9 protein-coding genes are annotated in these 16,200 nt (G+C 56.6%); 4 read left to right on the top strand and 5 right to left on the bottom strand.

The features are described from left to right. Positions 1-115: 115 nt before the first annotated feature. Positions 116-1,015 (bottom strand): winged helix-turn-helix domain-containing protein, encoded by a 900-nt coding sequence (locus tag OC597_RS07665; protein WP_262208265.1) that lies wholly within the window; start codon positions 1,013-1,015, stop codon positions 116-118. Between the two features lie 778 nt (positions 1,016-1,793). Then, on the bottom strand, positions 1,794-3,182 hold the full coding sequence (locus OC597_RS07660; RefSeq protein ID WP_262208263.1) for a NarK family nitrate/nitrite MFS transporter: 1,389 nt from the start codon (positions 3,180-3,182) through the stop codon (positions 1,794-1,796). Between the two features lie 361 nt (positions 3,183-3,543). Here OC597_RS07660 and narX point away from each other — a divergent pair, with 361 nt between their 5' ends. Next, on the top strand, positions 3,544-5,328 hold the full coding sequence (narX, locus tag OC597_RS07655; protein ID WP_261284851.1) for a nitrate/nitrite two-component system sensor histidine kinase NarX: 1,785 nt from the start codon (positions 3,544-3,546) through the stop codon (positions 5,326-5,328). Between the two features lie 11 nt (positions 5,329-5,339). Beyond that, on the top strand, positions 5,340-5,990 hold the full coding sequence (gene narL, locus OC597_RS07650) for a two-component system response regulator NarL (RefSeq protein WP_262208262.1): 651 nt from the start codon (positions 5,340-5,342) through the stop codon (positions 5,988-5,990). Here narL and OC597_RS07645 read toward each other — a convergent pair. Then, on the bottom strand, positions 5,987-7,489 hold the full coding sequence (locus OC597_RS07645; RefSeq protein WP_262208261.1) for a YchO/YchP family invasin: 1,503 nt from the start codon (positions 7,487-7,489) through the stop codon (positions 5,987-5,989). The two genes, narL and OC597_RS07645, sit on opposite strands and share 4 nt — an antisense overlap. 528 nt (positions 7,490-8,017) lie before the next feature. Here OC597_RS07645 and OC597_RS07640 point away from each other — a divergent pair. Next, the gene (locus tag OC597_RS07640; protein ID WP_262208260.1) at positions 8,018-8,719 is read left to right on the top strand and encodes a prepilin peptidase; all 702 of its coding nucleotides are present in this window, start codon (positions 8,018-8,020) and stop codon (positions 8,717-8,719) included. Positions 8,720-8,822: 103 nt separating this feature from the next. Further along, positions 8,823-9,389, top strand: coding sequence for a YbhB/YbcL family Raf kinase inhibitor-like protein (locus OC597_RS07635; protein ID WP_262208259.1), 567 nt, complete (start codon positions 8,823-8,825; stop codon positions 9,387-9,389). An 8-nt stretch (positions 9,390-9,397) separates the two neighbouring features. Here the strand turns inward: OC597_RS07635 and OC597_RS07630 are convergent, their stop codons facing one another. Together OC597_RS07630 and nirB are read right to left on the bottom strand one after the other, a co-directional pair. Then, positions 9,398-12,049, bottom strand: a complete 2,652-nt coding sequence (locus tag OC597_RS07630; protein ID WP_262208258.1) for a nitrate reductase — start codon at positions 12,047-12,049, stop codon at positions 9,398-9,400. After that, entirely contained in the window at positions 12,046-16,191 is a 4,146-nt protein-coding gene (gene nirB, locus OC597_RS07625) for a nitrite reductase large subunit NirB (protein WP_410071706.1), read from the bottom strand. Before nirB ends, OC597_RS07630 begins: the two co-directional genes overlap by 4 nt. Positions 16,192-16,200: the final 9 nt, after the last annotated feature.

Below are 16,200 nucleotides of genomic sequence, written 5' to 3'. Positions count from 1 at the left end.
TTAGAACATGGAAACCAGACTGGACAAAACAGACCGAGCTTTCAAATAACAAATAATGAAATAAAAATATTGGCCGAATGTAAAATTATCGATAAAGGTGAAATATTATCTCGTGCTAATTTTTAACATCGTAAGCGACCTGATATTCCATGGTTTTATTCGGTAGTATAAGATTAATCTTACCCGCACCCTGCGCATCTGAGGTTTCGTATTTCACCGGCTGTTTCAACTTTCCCTGTTTGGGATCGACACACTCTATGGTCGCTTGATCCAGACTCTCCCCCTGATACAGACAAAGTAAAGTTTGTGGCCCGTTAGTCCGTGGGTTGTTCAGTGTCAGGGTAAGTACCACGCGGGTATTGTTTTGAATATCATTGATAATGGGCGGACGAGTTTGATTCCCCAGCACATATGAAAAATGTGAAATTATCAGCAGGGATACGAATACCGACAGATATTTTACAACTCTGACGGCCGGAACTGAGAAAAAACCTGCCGGCATCGACACTTTTTTTCTTATCGCCGTATTTTTAAGCATTTCAGCTGTGGTAGCCGAAGACGCTGGAGCAACATCCCCCTCCGATTGCTCTATTTCTTCAGTAGGAATTTCATCATCTTTATTGTCATTTTCAGAAAGTTCCGCTTGAATATCTTTATTAGCATCCTCATTAACATTCCATATTTCGTCGGTGACGTATTCATCTTCTTCGGAAATAAAGTGAAAAACAGCCTTATTCTCAACCTTATAACCCAGGCGAGGAATAGTTCTGATAAGCGTATGTTCTGCATCACCGATTTTTTGACGAATTGATTTAATTGTTTGATTTATCGTTGAATCCGAACAATAAGTTCCTTTCCATATGTTTTCTATAATTTCCGTACGACTAACCAGTTCAGGGGATCTGGCGACAAGAAGTGAAAGTATCTGATACTCCTTCCAACGTAGACGAAATTTTTCCCTGGACGGTGTCAGAACATCTAGATTCCTAATCTTTATTCTTTTATCAAGATTCACTTTTAATTTCCTTAGCGTGCCTGTCCTGCACACTTTGTATAGAAATATGAAAAAATGTTCAAGAAATTAAATGTAAACTCAACAGGTTGCATTCAATAGATATTAACTTTTATAAAAATTTGCTGATTTCATTTTTTACATTACCTCTCAAATGGAGGTTCTGATTCTTTGAATGTCTCTATTTCCCTGTTGGCATCATGGTTTCTTATCATGTTTACCGGCAATAAAATACAGCCAACTTACTGTTTTTAAACATAAAATGCAAATATGTTATAATTTTGTTATTTAAGTGAAATTGTGAAATTTCATACTCACCGTCAAGGACACCCTCTGTTTTCCGTCTAATCCGATTGCCAGATAGCCTACAAAAAGCCTGCAAAAACAGAATGAGAGTTATCTGATTTAATCCTTCACGGAACGCCAGGTTAAAATATAGCACCAAATACACAGACCTATTGTTGTCCTGATGAGATAAATCTCTAATAACAGAAAAAAACAAAAATTCATTACCCTTCCATGCGTCATACACAGTGCTTTATTTTCGTAAGGAATTCGACGGAAAAATGGAAAATAACACACAGAAAAATATTCAACCATCAACAGTGGAAAGTCACAGTTTGAGAGAGATACCTATAAACAAAGGAAAAAGCAGTACGCAATAATAAGAATATTACCTAAGGAGGCGGGGATTTCACTGAGGGCGTAAAATTTCATCGGGGACAGCGGGGAATGAGTCCCTCCCCTGCGGGGGAGGAACGGGTGTTACTCGAACGCTTTACTATTTTTTACGGCCGTAGACTCCCCAGGTGACCAGGATACACAGCACATAAAACACCAGGAAGATTTTCATCGCCCCCGCCGGTGAACCGGTCAGGGCCAGCGAGGTGCCAAAGGCCTGCGGAATAAAGAAGCCGCCGGCAGCACCAATCGCCGAGATGAAGCCCAGGGCTGCCGCAGAATCGGTCACCGCTTCACGCTGAGCGCTTTCGTCACTGCCGCCGCCAGCCTTAACCCGATCTACGGTAATTTTACGGAAGATCACGGCAATCATCTGGAAAGTAGAACCGCTACCCAACCCGGCGGTGAGGAACAGCAGCATAAAGACGCTATAAAACGCAATAAACGACCCTGCATGCCCCGCCCCCGGTAAGGTCAGGAACAACAAGGCAGCGAACACCGCCATCAGCACAAAGTTAATCAGCGTGACGCGAATGCCACCGAAGCGATCGGACAGCGCGCCGCCGACCGGCCGTGCCAGAGCACCAAGGAACGGGCCGAAGAAGGCATAATGCAGGATCACCACGTCCGGGAACTGGGTTTTAGACAGCATGGCGAAACCGGCAGAAAAACCGATAAATGAACCAAAGGTGGCGAGATACAGCAGGCTTAACACCCACAGATGACCGCGTTTCAGTACCGGCAGTTGCTGGCGCAGTGACGCTTTGGAGGCGGCCAGGTCGTTCATGCCAAACCAGGCCGCCAACGTGCCGACCAGCAGGAACGGCACCCAGATCCAGGCGGCGTTTTCCAGCCACAGTGAGCTGCCGTCCGCCTGTGTCTGAGCCGTGCCGCCAAAGGCACCAAAGATAGCGACAGAGATGGCCAGTGGAGCCACCAATTGCATCACGCTAACACCCAGATTACCCAAACCGCCATTCAGACCCAGCGCACCGCCCTGACTGGCCTTCGGAAAGAAGAAGCTGATATTGGCCATGCTCGAGGCAAAGTTGGCGCCGGCAAAGCCACACAACAGGGAGATAATCACAAACACGCTATAAGGGGTGGTGGCGTCTTGTACCGCAAACCCCAGCCACAGACAGGGTACCAACAGGAAACAGGTACTGATGGCGGTCCAACGACGGCCACCGAACAGCGGGATCACAAAGGAATAAGGCACGCGCAGGATAGCGCCAGAAACGGAAGGTAATGCAGTGAGCAGGAACAGTTGATCGGTGGTGAAATTGAAGCCAACCTTATTCAAATTGACCGCGACCGCGCTAAACAACATCCAGACGCAGAAAGCCAATAACAGACAAGGAATGGAAATCCACAGGTTGCGGTTGGCAATGCGTTGGCCACGCTGTTGCCAGAATGCGGCATCCTCAGGTTGCCAGTCCTGAATAACCGCGCCTGTTTGTTTTGATAATGACGTTGCAGATTGCGACATAAAAACCTCAGACACAGGATGATAACTCCGCCCACCCTAGGCGGCGCCCCCCATGGCAAAGTTGATGTAAATCAACCCGGGTGCAGGTAGCCAACGGTCTAAAAAGGCTCGCCATCCCTTTGTGAGTAAGCCGAGGTAACTCATAAAAGCAAAATAAATCAATCGATTGAAAAGCACTCCACGCCTTGGTCACTCGCTACTATCGTAGTGCGGAAACTAGGGGGTACTTCGTTAGAGGTATGGGGTTATGCCCCGGTATGATAAAAAATGGCGCTGAATCGTTACCACACCGGCTGGTGCCACCTGCTTTGTCCTCTGGTTACCCGCCGTTGTCTTGCTCTGCGCCGGGGACCCAAAATCTATGAAACGCCTGTTAGCTCCGCTTTCCATCGTTAATCAGGTGGCCATATTGATGTTGCTGCTGGGCATTCTTGGCGTGGCCGGCATGAGCATTTCCGCCTGGATGTCACAAAGCATTCAGGGCAACGCACATGCCATCAACAAAGCCGGTTCGCTGCGGATGCAAAGTTACCGCCTGCTGGCACAGGTGCCGTTGGATGCACACAGCGAAGCCCTGATCCGCGAGCTGGATCAGGATGCCAACAGCCCTGATCTCCAACACTCGGTGACGCAAGAGCAACTGACCGAACAATTTCAGGCGCTATACGGCTACTGGCAAACAACCCTGTTGCCAAGGTTGCGAGCAGCCCAGCAACCGGCTGACGCCGCGCCACAGGTAGCACATTTCGTCGCCCAGTTGGATAAGCTGGTTTCCGATATCGACCACCATACCGAACGCCGGTTGCTGACGGTAACGCTGGTGCAGGGGGTGTTTATTGCACTGACGCTGCTGCTGTTGGTGGGCACCATCTGTTATCTGCGCCGTCGCCTGTTACACCCCTGGCGGCAATTGGTGGCGATGGCGTTGTCGGCAGGCCGCGGCGATTTCAGTCGCCGTTTTGCCCAGCGTGGGCATCAGGATGAAATGGCCTCGCTCGGCGGCGCATTAAACACCATGTCCGACGAACTTGCCGCCATGTACAGCGGGCTGGAGCTGCGGGTGGCGGAAAAAACCGCCGACCTGCAGCAAAAAAATCAGGTGCTGAGCTTTTTATATCGCGCCAGTCGCCAGTTGCATGCCAATGAGCCGTTATGCAGCCGCCTGACGCCAATACTCAATCAGTTGCAAACCCTGACGCCGCTGCGTGCCATTCAGGTGCGCCTGTACGAAAACAACAGTCAGGAGCAGTTTGTGCAACTGAGCGGCAACCAGCCGCTGCGGCCGGAGTATTGTAATAATCCGGTGTGCAGCGCCTGCGTGAACAGCGAGGGTCAACAGCATGCCGACTACCCCTCGCTAAGCTGGAGTCTGAGCGACAAGCTGGGAGATTACGGGGTGATCGTCGCGCAACATGCCCCACAGTGGCCGCTGAATGACGATCATCGGCAATTGATGAATACCCTGGTCGAACAGTTGACCAGCGTGCTGGCGATTGAACGCCAGGTCGATCATCAACAGCAGTTGATGCTGATGGAAGAACGCGCAGCGATAGCGCGCGAGCTGCATGACTCCATCGCTCAGTCGCTGTCGTGCCTGAAGATGCAAACCAGTTGCCTGCAAATGCAGGGTGCCGAGCTGTCGCCCGCCAACCTGGCACTGGTGCAACAGATGCGTGAAGAGCTGAACATTGCCTACCGTCAACTGCGTGAGCTGTTGACCACCTTCCGCCTGCGGCTGACGGAGCCGGGGCTATTGGCGGCGCTACAGTCGACGGTGCAAGAGTTTAGCCAACGGCTCGGTATCACCATCAACCTCGACTACCAGTTAACGCCGCGTACGGTGCCCGCGTATCAGGCCATCCACCTGTTGCAAATCGCCCGTGAGGCGTTAAGTAACATCAACAAACATGCCCAGGCCAGCCAGGTGAACATTCAGGTGGTCAATCAACGTGGCGAGGTCACCCTGAGCGTCTGCGATAACGGCTGCGGGTTGCCGGAAGAAACCGATCGTCCCGACCACTACGGCCTGATTATTATGCGCGATCGCGCCAAAAGCCTGCACGGCCACTGCGAAATTTTACCTCGCGGCGGCGGCGGCACTGAAGTCCGGGTGGTATTTAAACCGGACAACCACGCCATCGACTAATGGGAAAAACCATGACCACCGAAACTGCCGCCACTATTTTACTGATTGACGACCACCCGATGCTGCGCAACGGCGTAAAACAGCTTATAGGCATGGACCCACGCCTGCAGGTGATTGCTGAAGCCGGTAACGGTGAACAAGGGGTCGCGTTGGCCGAGGAACATGATCCTGATCTGATCCTGCTCGATCTGAACATGCCTGGCATCAACGGACTGGAAACGCTGGATCGCCTGCGCCTGACCGCCCTTTCCGGACGCATCGTAGTGTTTAGCGTGTCGAATCATGAAGATGATGTCGTCAGCGCGCTAAAACGCGGTGCCGATGGTTATCTGCTGAAAGATATGGAGCCCGAGGAACTGCTGAAGGCACTGCATCAGGCGGCGGCCGGTCAGATGGTGTTAAGCGAAGCTCTGACGCCGATCCTGGCCGCCAGCCTGCGTGAGAACCGTCCCAGCACCGAACGCGACATCCAACAACTCACGCCGCGTGAGCGCGATATTCTCAAGCTGATCGCTCAGGGCCTGCCCAACAAGATGATCGCCCGCAAGCTGACCATCACTGAAAGCACCGTCAAGGTGCACGTCAAACACCTGTTGAAAAAAATGAAGCTGAAATCACGCGTTGAAGCCGCCGTCTGGGTGCTGCAAGGGAAGAACGGTTAGTCCGCACCGTTCAACGGACCGCTTTCTGCCGGGATCGGCGGTGTTTGCAGTATTTTCGCCGGTGGCAGCCCCGGATCCACATCGGAAGAGGCGGTCAGCGGCGGCGTCACCTGCAGTTGGATCCAGTTAGAAGTCACCAACTGCTGCTTGTCGTCCTCCAGCGTCACCGACAGGCGGTAGCGGTTAACGGCGTCCGGTGTGTTATCCCACTGCGGCACAATCAGGCTCCAGCCATGCGGATCGTTACTGTTCTGCGACGGCGTCAAGCTCAGCGCCTGGGTATCGCCCTGCCAACTGACACGGGTGATTTTGTTGGTGGCTTTAATCTCCAGCACCAACGGCAAGGTTTCCCCGGGTTGCAGCTGCCACGGTGGCGTAGCCAGGAACACTTGCAGCGTTTTACGCTGTTTGAACGCCATCACCGGCACATTTTTCCGTTCAATATTGTCATAGCGGCTACCACGCAGCGACTTGGCCTGAGCGACATACTCCGGCGATATCTGCTTCACCAGCGGCACGCCAAGCCGATAGCTTAGCGCCAGCTCGACCTGATCCTGACTTACCCCGCCTTCCCCCATCTTGTGCAGCGCTTTCACCGTCACCAACGGCACCGGGGTGTAATTCACCCCCAGTTGCATGGCACGCGGGTCATTTTGCTTTTTGCCGGAGCCAAACAGATCGACGTTTTCTCCCCAGTACTGTTCATAGCTGAGCGAGCCGCCAATCTGGCGGTAAAACGGCAGGTAGCCCTGAGTGGTGATGTCATAACCGCTCGCCGGACGGCTGGGGAATTGAGCGTTATCGGCCTGCTGTGCCAAAGCCGATAACGGATAGTAATAGTTGGCGGAAAAACGCAGGAAATCTCCCCAGGCTTCGGCCCCCAGACTGGCACGCTGGTGATGGCGTTCAAAGTCGCTGTCCAGCACGGTGTTATACCCAAGTAGCCAATCACCGGCGACCCAGCGCTGCCCGAGGCCAAAGTTGCCCAGCGAGCCATTGGTTTGTTGCAACAGACCGAGTTGGCTGTAGGTCAGCAAACCGTTAACATCATGCAGCGGGCTGAATAACTGGCCGCTGCTGCCGCTAAAATCCCCTTGGTCGGACATCACCAGCGACAGTTTGGCGTTACCCAGTGGCGAAAGCAGCTCCTGCGCCTGCTGTTGCAGCACGTTGCCGGCTTGCCCCACCGCATAGCTCTCCGCCCGGGTGCGCACCTGCTGGCCCGAAACGTTATTCAGGTTACGCTCACCCAACTGTTTAGCCATGGCGGCCCACTCTTTCTCACGCTCGGCATCGTTCGAAGCGCTGCCGCCCAGTTCTGGCAAATTGTCGCCCGGCTGATGAACCACAGATTCGGGTGCGGGTGGGGACTCGGCATGGGCGGGCAACGCGCCAACCAGCCACGCCAGCCCCACCGCCGGTAAACAGCCGGCGGGTGAGAAGAACAAATCAACGACCTTTTTCAATCGGTAACGCGCTTTATCGATAACGTCTGTCATTACACCGTCGCCGCCCCTTCATCCAGAGGGGTTGGCAGATAAACCTTTTCTTGCTGCCGCCACTCCAGACGACAGACAACCCAAACTTTGCGCAGTTTGCTACCCGGTATTTCACCCTAACGGGCGCCCGACGGCCAAACTGCATCATGAACCCTAAAGTCTAATGGGTTCTTCATCAGAAACAATCAGATAAACCTCATTTGAACAAGTGACGTCGTCACATAAGGCCAAATTATTTCAGTCGATGATATGGCGACCAAGAGCACGCTGAAATCCCCGCCGCTGAACCGCAAAAATTCACTTAATTTTATCGCAGATTTTGCCGAAAAAAACCGCACATTAGAATTCACAACAAAATTAATTAATTGATTATCCGTAGCAATTCGCAATTTCAGTGTATTTCACCTGGCATTAAACAACGCTTTGCGACCGCCTGCGCAATATCGATCATCGGTGGGTTATTAGTGCCTCGTGAAACTCATTTTGCCGCTATTTTGAACGCTAATTTCAGCCCGGCAAGGACGCCATATGTTCGATAATCCCCCACTCGATCTCTGGTATCGCGGCCTGTTTATCCCGGCCATGTTACTGCCGGCAGCGATCGCCCTGTGGCTGATAAACTCCCTGCCACAGAGTCTGTCACAAAAGTCACCACCGAGAACACACGGGGTGATGTTGATTGCCGTTACTGCCGGATTGGCGGCCCTGCCTTTCACTATCCCGTTGCTGCAACGGCTATTGTTGCTGCCGGTGGCGGCGATATTGTTGGCGCTGGCGCTTATCGACCGGCAACACCGATTATTGCCGGATCGCCTGACGCAGCCGCTGCTCTGGGCCGGACTATGGGCCAATCAGCACGGCTGTTTTACTTCACTGACCGATGCCGTGACCGGGGCCAGTGCCGGTTATCTGTCGCTTTGGTTACTCAATGCGGCCTATCGCTATGGACGGAAAACGGACGGTATAGGCCAGGGGGACTTTAAGCTGTTGGCAGCACTGGGTGCCTGGACCGGTTGGGCCGCTCTGCCCGTGTTGGTCACCGGTGCTGCGGCAGCCGGACTTTGCGCTACAGCGATCGCCGGTTTACTGCACAAATCCGGCAGGCAGGATACGCTGCCGTTTGGCCTTTATCTGGCGCTTGCCGGCTGGCTGGTTCTGCTGATGACGGCCGACATTGGCATTTCACCCTTCAGCGGGGAAATCACGCTATTTCATCTAATTTCACCCTGACAGCCAGCCGTTTGCCGCTGTTATAGCCGGCTGTTGGCATAGCTGTTATGGCGAGCCGCCCCCTGCACTACTATGATGGGTTTAATCAAACACAGGAGGTTGTATGGTCGGTCGTGGTTTATCTGCACTCGCGCTTAGCGCGGCTTTGGCTACCGGTTTGCTGTCTTTCGCGGCACAGGCCGCCGGCACCTTTACCCTCAGCTCATCGGCATTTCAGGACGGCGGCTCGCTGGCACAGAAATATGCTGGCGCCACACCCGGCAACGCCAGTTGCACCGGTAATAACGTTTCACCACCGCTAAGCTGGGCCAACCCACCGGCAGACACCAAAAGCTTCGCCCTGCTGCTTTCCGATCCCGAAGGCCGCGCAGGTCTGGGAGTCAGTCATTTAGTGGCCTATGGCATTCCTGCCAGCGCCAGCGGCTTTGCCGAGGGCGATCTCACCCAGGGCAAAGGCTTTGTGGGTGGCAAAAACTCACCGGGCACCGCGGTTTATCATGGCCCCTGCCCACCGGCGGGTTCAGGACAGCACCACTATACCTTCGTGTTGATCGCCACCGATCTGCCGCCGCATGCGCTCGGCCCGGGGCTCACCCGTGAGCAGCTATTGGAGAAATTGCAGGGCCATGCCAAGGGCGGTGCAGGCATTATCGGTCGCTTCGGCCAATAGCGCTTCGGCTAAGCCACCTGGTGGGATGCATGCTGTTGAATCAATTTTTTTAGCTCCGGCAGGCAGGAACCGCAGTTGGTACCACATTGCAGGCGGGCACCCAATGCCTCTGCACTGTGGCAACCCTGCTGGATGGCCGCAATGATGCGGTTCTCACCTACGCCGAAACAACTGCAAATCGTGGTGCCTGCCGCTAACTGCCCCGGCGCACCGCGACCTGCCAGCAGTGCCAGGCGTTGTGGCCCACCGCTGGGGGCCAGCTTAAAGGCGCTGAGGATCGCCGGACGGTCAAGATCCGGGGCCTGCTGGCGGACATAAAACGCCAGTTGTACCTCGCCCTGTCGCCAGCCAATCAGGTGCAGACCGCGCTGGGCCAACTGTGCCGTTTGCAGCGTCATGCCCTCCAGCGAGAAATGCCGCTGTAGCCAGGCCTGCCAGTCTTCAACCGGCCGCTGCCCGGCCATAATGTAGTGGGTCAGCCCGTCCTGCGCGACCCAGCTCCAGTAAATTCCCCTGGGGGCGGCGACGTCGGCACGGATAAAAATCTCCGCCTGCCAGCTCACCGGCCAATGGCTAACCCGTACCGGCGCATGTTTGCTTTCCGGCTGGCCGGAGTCGGCATCCACCACCGGCGGGATCAGGCTGTCTACCCGGCCCTGAGCGGTAAATTGACCGTTCCAGTGCATCGGTACGAACACACTGCCGCGCCGCTGTCCCGGGTTGCACTGCGCGCGTGCCAGCATCCAGCCGTGGGGCGAACTGAGTCGCACCAGACTGCTGTCGACGATCCCCAGTTCGGCAGCATCCTGCGGGTGTATTTCGCAAAAAGGTTCGCTCAAATGACGCATCAGCCGTGCCGCTTTGCCGGTGCGCGTCATGGTGTGCCACTGATCGCGGATACGACCGGTGTTCAGCACCAGTGGATAGCGTGGTGAGACCGCATTCTGCGGCAGGCGCGGCGTCACCGGCAGCAGTCGCGCCTTGCCGTCTGGATGGAAAAAACGCCCATCGGCAAACATGCGCCGACCCCCCGCAGGATGCTGCGCATTCACCGGCCACTGCACCGGGGTCATCTGCAACCATTGTTGTCTATCCAACCCCGCCAGTTGGCCGATGTCGAACCCGCGCGTTCCGTTATTTTCAAATCCGGACAGGGCCGCGTGTTCGCTGAAAATTTCCGAAGGATGTTGGTAACTAAACGCCGCACCATGACCCATACGTTGCGCAACCTGACTGAGGATCCACCAGTCGGCCCGGGCTTGCCCCGGCGCCGGCAGAAAGGCACGCTGACGCGAAATGCAGCGCTCGGAGTTGGTCACGCTGCCTTCTTTTTCTCCCCAGGCCAACGCGGGCAGACGAATATGCGCCAGTTCGGCAGTATCAGTCATGGCCATCACTTCGGACACCACCACCAACGGGCACTGTTTTAGCGCCTGGCGTACCGCATCGGCATCCGGCAGCGAGACCACCGGGTTGGTGCCCATAATCCACACTGCTTTTACCTGCCCGGCGGCGATCGCCTGGAACAGCTCCACCGCATTCAGCCCTGGTTGCCGGGCAATGTGCGGTGATTGCCAAAAACGCTGCACCCGGTCGATATCCTCGGGGTTAAACCCCATATGCGCCGCCAGTTGATTGGCTAGCCCACCGACTTCCCGCCCGCCCATGGCATTGGGTTGGCCGGTAATCGAAAACGGGCCGCTGCCTGCCCGACCAATACGTCCTCCCGCCAGGTGCAGATTGATAATTGCATTGCATTTATCCGCACCGCTGGCCGACTGGTTAATGCCCATCGAATAGAGCGTGACCCAGTTGTGGGACGCGGTCAGCAGGTGGAAAAACGTCAGCACCGCACTGAGCGGCAGCCCGCAAAACTCCGCCACCCGCGGCGGCGTCCATTCTGCCGCCGCGGCCAACGTGGCCTCTGCGCCGCTGGCATGCTGTTGCAAAAAGGTGGTATCCAGCCCTTGCTGTTCGGCCAGCCAGTGCAGCCCGCCGGTAAACAACGCCGCGTCACTGCCGGGCCGCAGCGGCAGATGCAAATCGGCAATATCACAGGTTGCCGTCTCACGCGGGTCAATCACTACCACCCGCATCTGCGGGCGCTGTTGTCGGGCTTTCACCAGCCGTTGATAGACCACAGGATGCGCCCAGGCGGTGTTGGAGCCGGTCAGTATCACCAGATCCGCCTGTTCGATATCCTCATAACAGCAAGGCACCACATCGCTGCCGAATGCCCGCTTGTAGCCAACCACCGCCGACGCCATACACAGCCGCGAGTTGGTGTCGATATTGGCCGCACCGATAAATCCCTTCATCAGTTTGTTAGCCACATAATAGTCTTCGGTCAGCAACTGGCCGGAGGCATAAAACGCCACTGCCTGCGGGCCATGTTGTTCAATAATCTGATTAAAACGCTGCGCCACCTGGCCGAGTGCCTGATCCCAGGCGACCGGCTGGCCATCGACCTGCGGCTGCAACAAGCGGCCAGTCAGATCCAGTGTTTCACCCAGTGCGCTGCCTTTGACACACAGTCGCCCCTGGTTGGCCGGGTGCGCCACATCGCCGCTGACCTTCAGTTCGCCATTACTCTGCTGCTCAATGGCTACGCCACAGCCTACGCCGCAATACGGGCAGGTGGTGCAATGCGTAGTGGTCATGAGGTCACTTCCGCCGTTTCCGGCAGTTGGGCCTGCACCGCCAGCGGTGTACTGCACACCCACACGCGGCCTTCCTCTACCCGCACCGGCCAGGCGGTGACAGCACGCTCGACATTATCCACACAGATACCGTCACTCAGGCGGAAACGCTGCTTATAGAGTGGGGAAATCACCACAGGTTCGCCCGCCACGTCCCCCAACAACCCACGAGCCAGTACGTTGGCGTCGCTGTCCGGTTCCTGGTTGGCCAACGCATAAACGCCGCTGTCCGGCAGATGGAACAACGCAATTTGCCGCTGCCCCAGGCGGGCAGCCATACCGGCGTTAGCCGGGATATCCGCCAGTGCACAGACATCCAGCCACTGTTCCCCGACGCTCACCGCCGGTTGCACCTCGATCACCTGGCCCCGCTCCACACCCGCGGCCGGGCGACGTTGTCCGCGCTCCGCCTGCCAAACGATCGCCTCATCCGGCTGTTCGCTGTTAACAAACGGACGGAACAGTTTCAGGCGATCCGGACTGGCGAGCGTGGTTTGCCATTCACATTGGTAGTGGCTGACCACCGTTGCCATCTCCGCGTCCAATTCGGTGCCAATGCCCAGACTGTCTTGCAAAACCACTTCTCGCAGGTAGTCCAGCCCTCCTTCCAGGTTGTCCATCCAGGTGCTGGTGCGCTGCAGGCGATCGGCGGTGCGGATGTAGAACATCAGGAAGCGATCGACCGTGCGGATCAGCGTGGCGGTATCGAGATCGCTGGCAAACAGGTCCGCATGACGCGGTTTCATGCCGCCGTTGCCACACAGGTACAGGTTCCAGCCTTTCTCGGTGGCGATCACCCCAACGTCTTTGCTCTGCGCCTCTGCGCACTCTCGCGTGCAGCCGGAGACCGCCATTTTGATTTTGTGCGGTGAACGCAGCCCCTTGTAGCGGTGCTCCAGTTCGATAGCCAGAGCGGTAGAGTCCTGCACACCATAGCGGCACCAACTGGAGCCGACGCAAGACTTCACGGTGCGCAGCGACTTGCCGTAGGCATGTCCGGTTTCAAACCCGGCGTCGATCAATTGCTGCCAAATCTCCGGCAATTGCTCCAGCCGGGCGCCAAACAGATCAACCCGCTGACCACCGGTAATCTTGGTGTAGAGCTGATAGCGTTGGGCAATTTGGCCAATGGCGATCAGTCCAGCCGGGGTGATTTCACCGGCCGGTACCCGCGGGACCACTGAATAGGTGCCGTCCTTCTGGATATTGGCGAAAAAACGATCGTTAGTGTCCTGCAGCGGCAGGTGCTGCGGTTTGAGCAGATATTCGTTCCAGCACGAAGCCAGGATCGACCCCACCAGCGGTTTGCACACCTCACAACCACGCCCATGACCGTGTCGAGACAACAGCTCGTCAAAGGTGCGGATGTTGCCGACGCGTACCAGGTGATACAGCTCCTGACGTGAATAGGCGAAATGCTCGCAAACGTCTTTTTTCACCACTACGCCGCGCTGCTGCAGTTCGTGCTCCATCAGCTGTTTGACCAATGCCGCACAGCCGCCACAGCCGGTGCCCGCTTTGGTGCAGGCCTTGACCGCCGCCAAATCGCCGCAGCCTTGTTCCACCGCAGCGCTGATATCACCTTTGCTGACGTTATGACAGGAGCAGATCTGCGCCGTGGCCGGCAAGGCCGATACCCCCAAGGCTTTCGGTGCTGACCCGGCCGTCGCGGGTAAAATCAGACTCTCCGGCATGGCGGGCAGCGGCATATCGTTGAGCATCATCTGTTGCAGCGTGCTGTATTCAGCGCTGTCGCCCACCAGTACCGCACCCAGTAACCGTTTGCCTTCGGCATCGATCACCAGCTTTTTATACACCTGCGCCGGGCCGTCGACCCAGCTGTAGCTTTGGCTGTCGGGGGTATGGCCATGGGCATCACCCAGCGACGCCACTTCCACGCCCAACAGTTTGAGTTTGGTGCTCATGTCTGCACCACAGAACACCGTTTCCTGCCCGGCCAGTCGATCGGCCAGGGTACGCGCCATCTGGTAGCCGGGAGCCACCAGTCCGAAGATTTGTCCGTTCCACAAGGCGCACTCGCCGATGGCATAGATTGCCTCATCACTGGTGCGACACTGGCTGTCGATCACGATGCCGCCGCGTGCCCCCACCTCAAGTTCGGCCTCGCGGGCAAGCTGGTCACGTGGGCGGATACCGGCAGAAAACAGAATTAAATCAGCCTCCAGAAGCTCACCATCGGCAAAATTCATGCAGTGACGGTGTAACGAACCCTCGGTAATGGCCTGAGTTTGCTTACCGGTATGCACGCTGACACCGAGCGCCTCGATTTTTTTGCGCAGCATGGTCGCGCCACCGTCATCCAGTTGCACCCCCATCAGCCGTGGCGCAAACTCCACGACATGGGTGTTCAGCCCAAGCTGACGCAAGGCATTGGCAGCCTCCAGCCCCAGCAGGCCACCACCGACCACCACCCCAACACGGGCGGTTTTGGCGCAATCGGCTATCGCCGCCAGATCGTCGAGCGTGCGGTAAACCAGACAGCCCGGACGGTCATTACCGGAGATCGGCGGTACAAACGGATAAGAGCCGGTCGCCAGCACCAGTTGGTCATAGGCCGTTTCTCGCCCCTCGGCGTCGATCACACATTTGCGCTGGCGATCGATAGCGCACACCATCTGCCCCAACCGCAGTTCTATGCCACTACGTTCAAAGAAACCCTCCTCCACCATCGACAGCGAATCCGCACTGCGGCCGGAGAAAAACTCGGACAGATGCACCCGGTCGTAGGCCGCCACCGGCTCTTCGCCAAACACCACAATGTGATACTGCAAGTGCAGTTCGCGAGCGACCAGTTGTTCCAGCAAGTGATGACCGACCATGCCGTGACCGGCAACCAACAAAACGGGCTTGTGCATATCAGAATTCCTCTCATCAGACGCCGCTGGCGTCCCGGGTTCGCTACTGCCAAACAGCAAGGTATCCGGCTGTGAAACCGGCAGGCCAAGCTGCTGCAGATAAAAAGGGCTGTCCTGAGCGTCGCCATACAACACCACGCCCTGTAATTTGCCGTCGCGCACCAGCAGGCGGCGGTAGTGCTGTACTTGCGGATCTTCAGCGTGATGAACCTCGGTATACCCGTCGGCAACCATTTCGCCGGCGCTGAACACTTCAACGCCGCTGACCTTCAGGCAGGTATGCAACGGCGTTGGCCGGTAACCCGCCACCGGTTCCCCACTCAGCCGCTGCGCCAACAGTCCGGCCTGCTGCCAGCAGGGTGCCACCAGGCCAAAAGTGGTCTCACCAAACTGGGCACACTCCCCGATGGCAAACACTGCCGGATCGTCCGTTTGCATCCGATCGTCGATCATAATGCCGCGCTCGCAGACCAGTCCGGCGGACTGCGCCAGGCTAATTTCGGGCCGCACTCCGATGGCGATCACTGCCAGTTCGCAGGCCAATAACTCGCCGTTACTCAGGGTGGCCGTGCTGACCCGTTCGGTTCCCTGAAAGCGGCTGACTTCGCAGTTCAACCGGCATTCAATACCGCGCTGCAACAGGTCATGTTGCAGCATCCGCCCCGCACGAGCGTCCAACTGACGTTCCATTAGATGATCGCCCCGGTGCACCACGGTGACATTCATGCCGCGCTGCGCCAGTGCTGCTGCCGCCTCAATCCCCAGGACTCCTCCGCCCACCACCAGCGCCGGTTGGGCTGGCCGGCAGCGGCTGAGCATCGCTTCAACATCGTCCAGGGTGCGAAAGCCATAAATGCCGTCCAATCCCCCACCCGGCAGTGCGGGCCGCAACGGGCGCGAACCGGTGGCAAACACCAGCAGGTCATAAGGCAGTTGATGCCGGACGGTGATCGCCCGCTTTTGTTGCCGATCCACCGCCAGCGCCGGTTCCCCGGCCAGCAGTTGCACCCCCTGCTGCCGATACCAGTCATAGTCGTGCAGCAGGGTATCGCTGAACGCTTTGTCCCCCGCCAGCACCGGCGACAGCAGAATACGGTTGTAGTTGCCGCGCGGCTCTTCGCCGATCACCGTGATGGCATAGCGCTCTGGCGCCAGCCGACACAGGGTTTCCACCAGCCGCATACCGGCCATGCCGTTGCCAATCACCACCAGTTTGGGTTTGTCCATCATCCGGCT

The organism is Serratia proteamaculans, from assembly GCF_946227095.1.
GTDB classification, from domain to species: Bacteria; Pseudomonadota; Gammaproteobacteria; order Enterobacterales; family Enterobacteriaceae; genus Serratia; species Serratia proteamaculans_E.
Note: the sequence above shows the minus strand (reverse complement) of the source record. Positions and strands in the feature narration are given on the sequence as shown.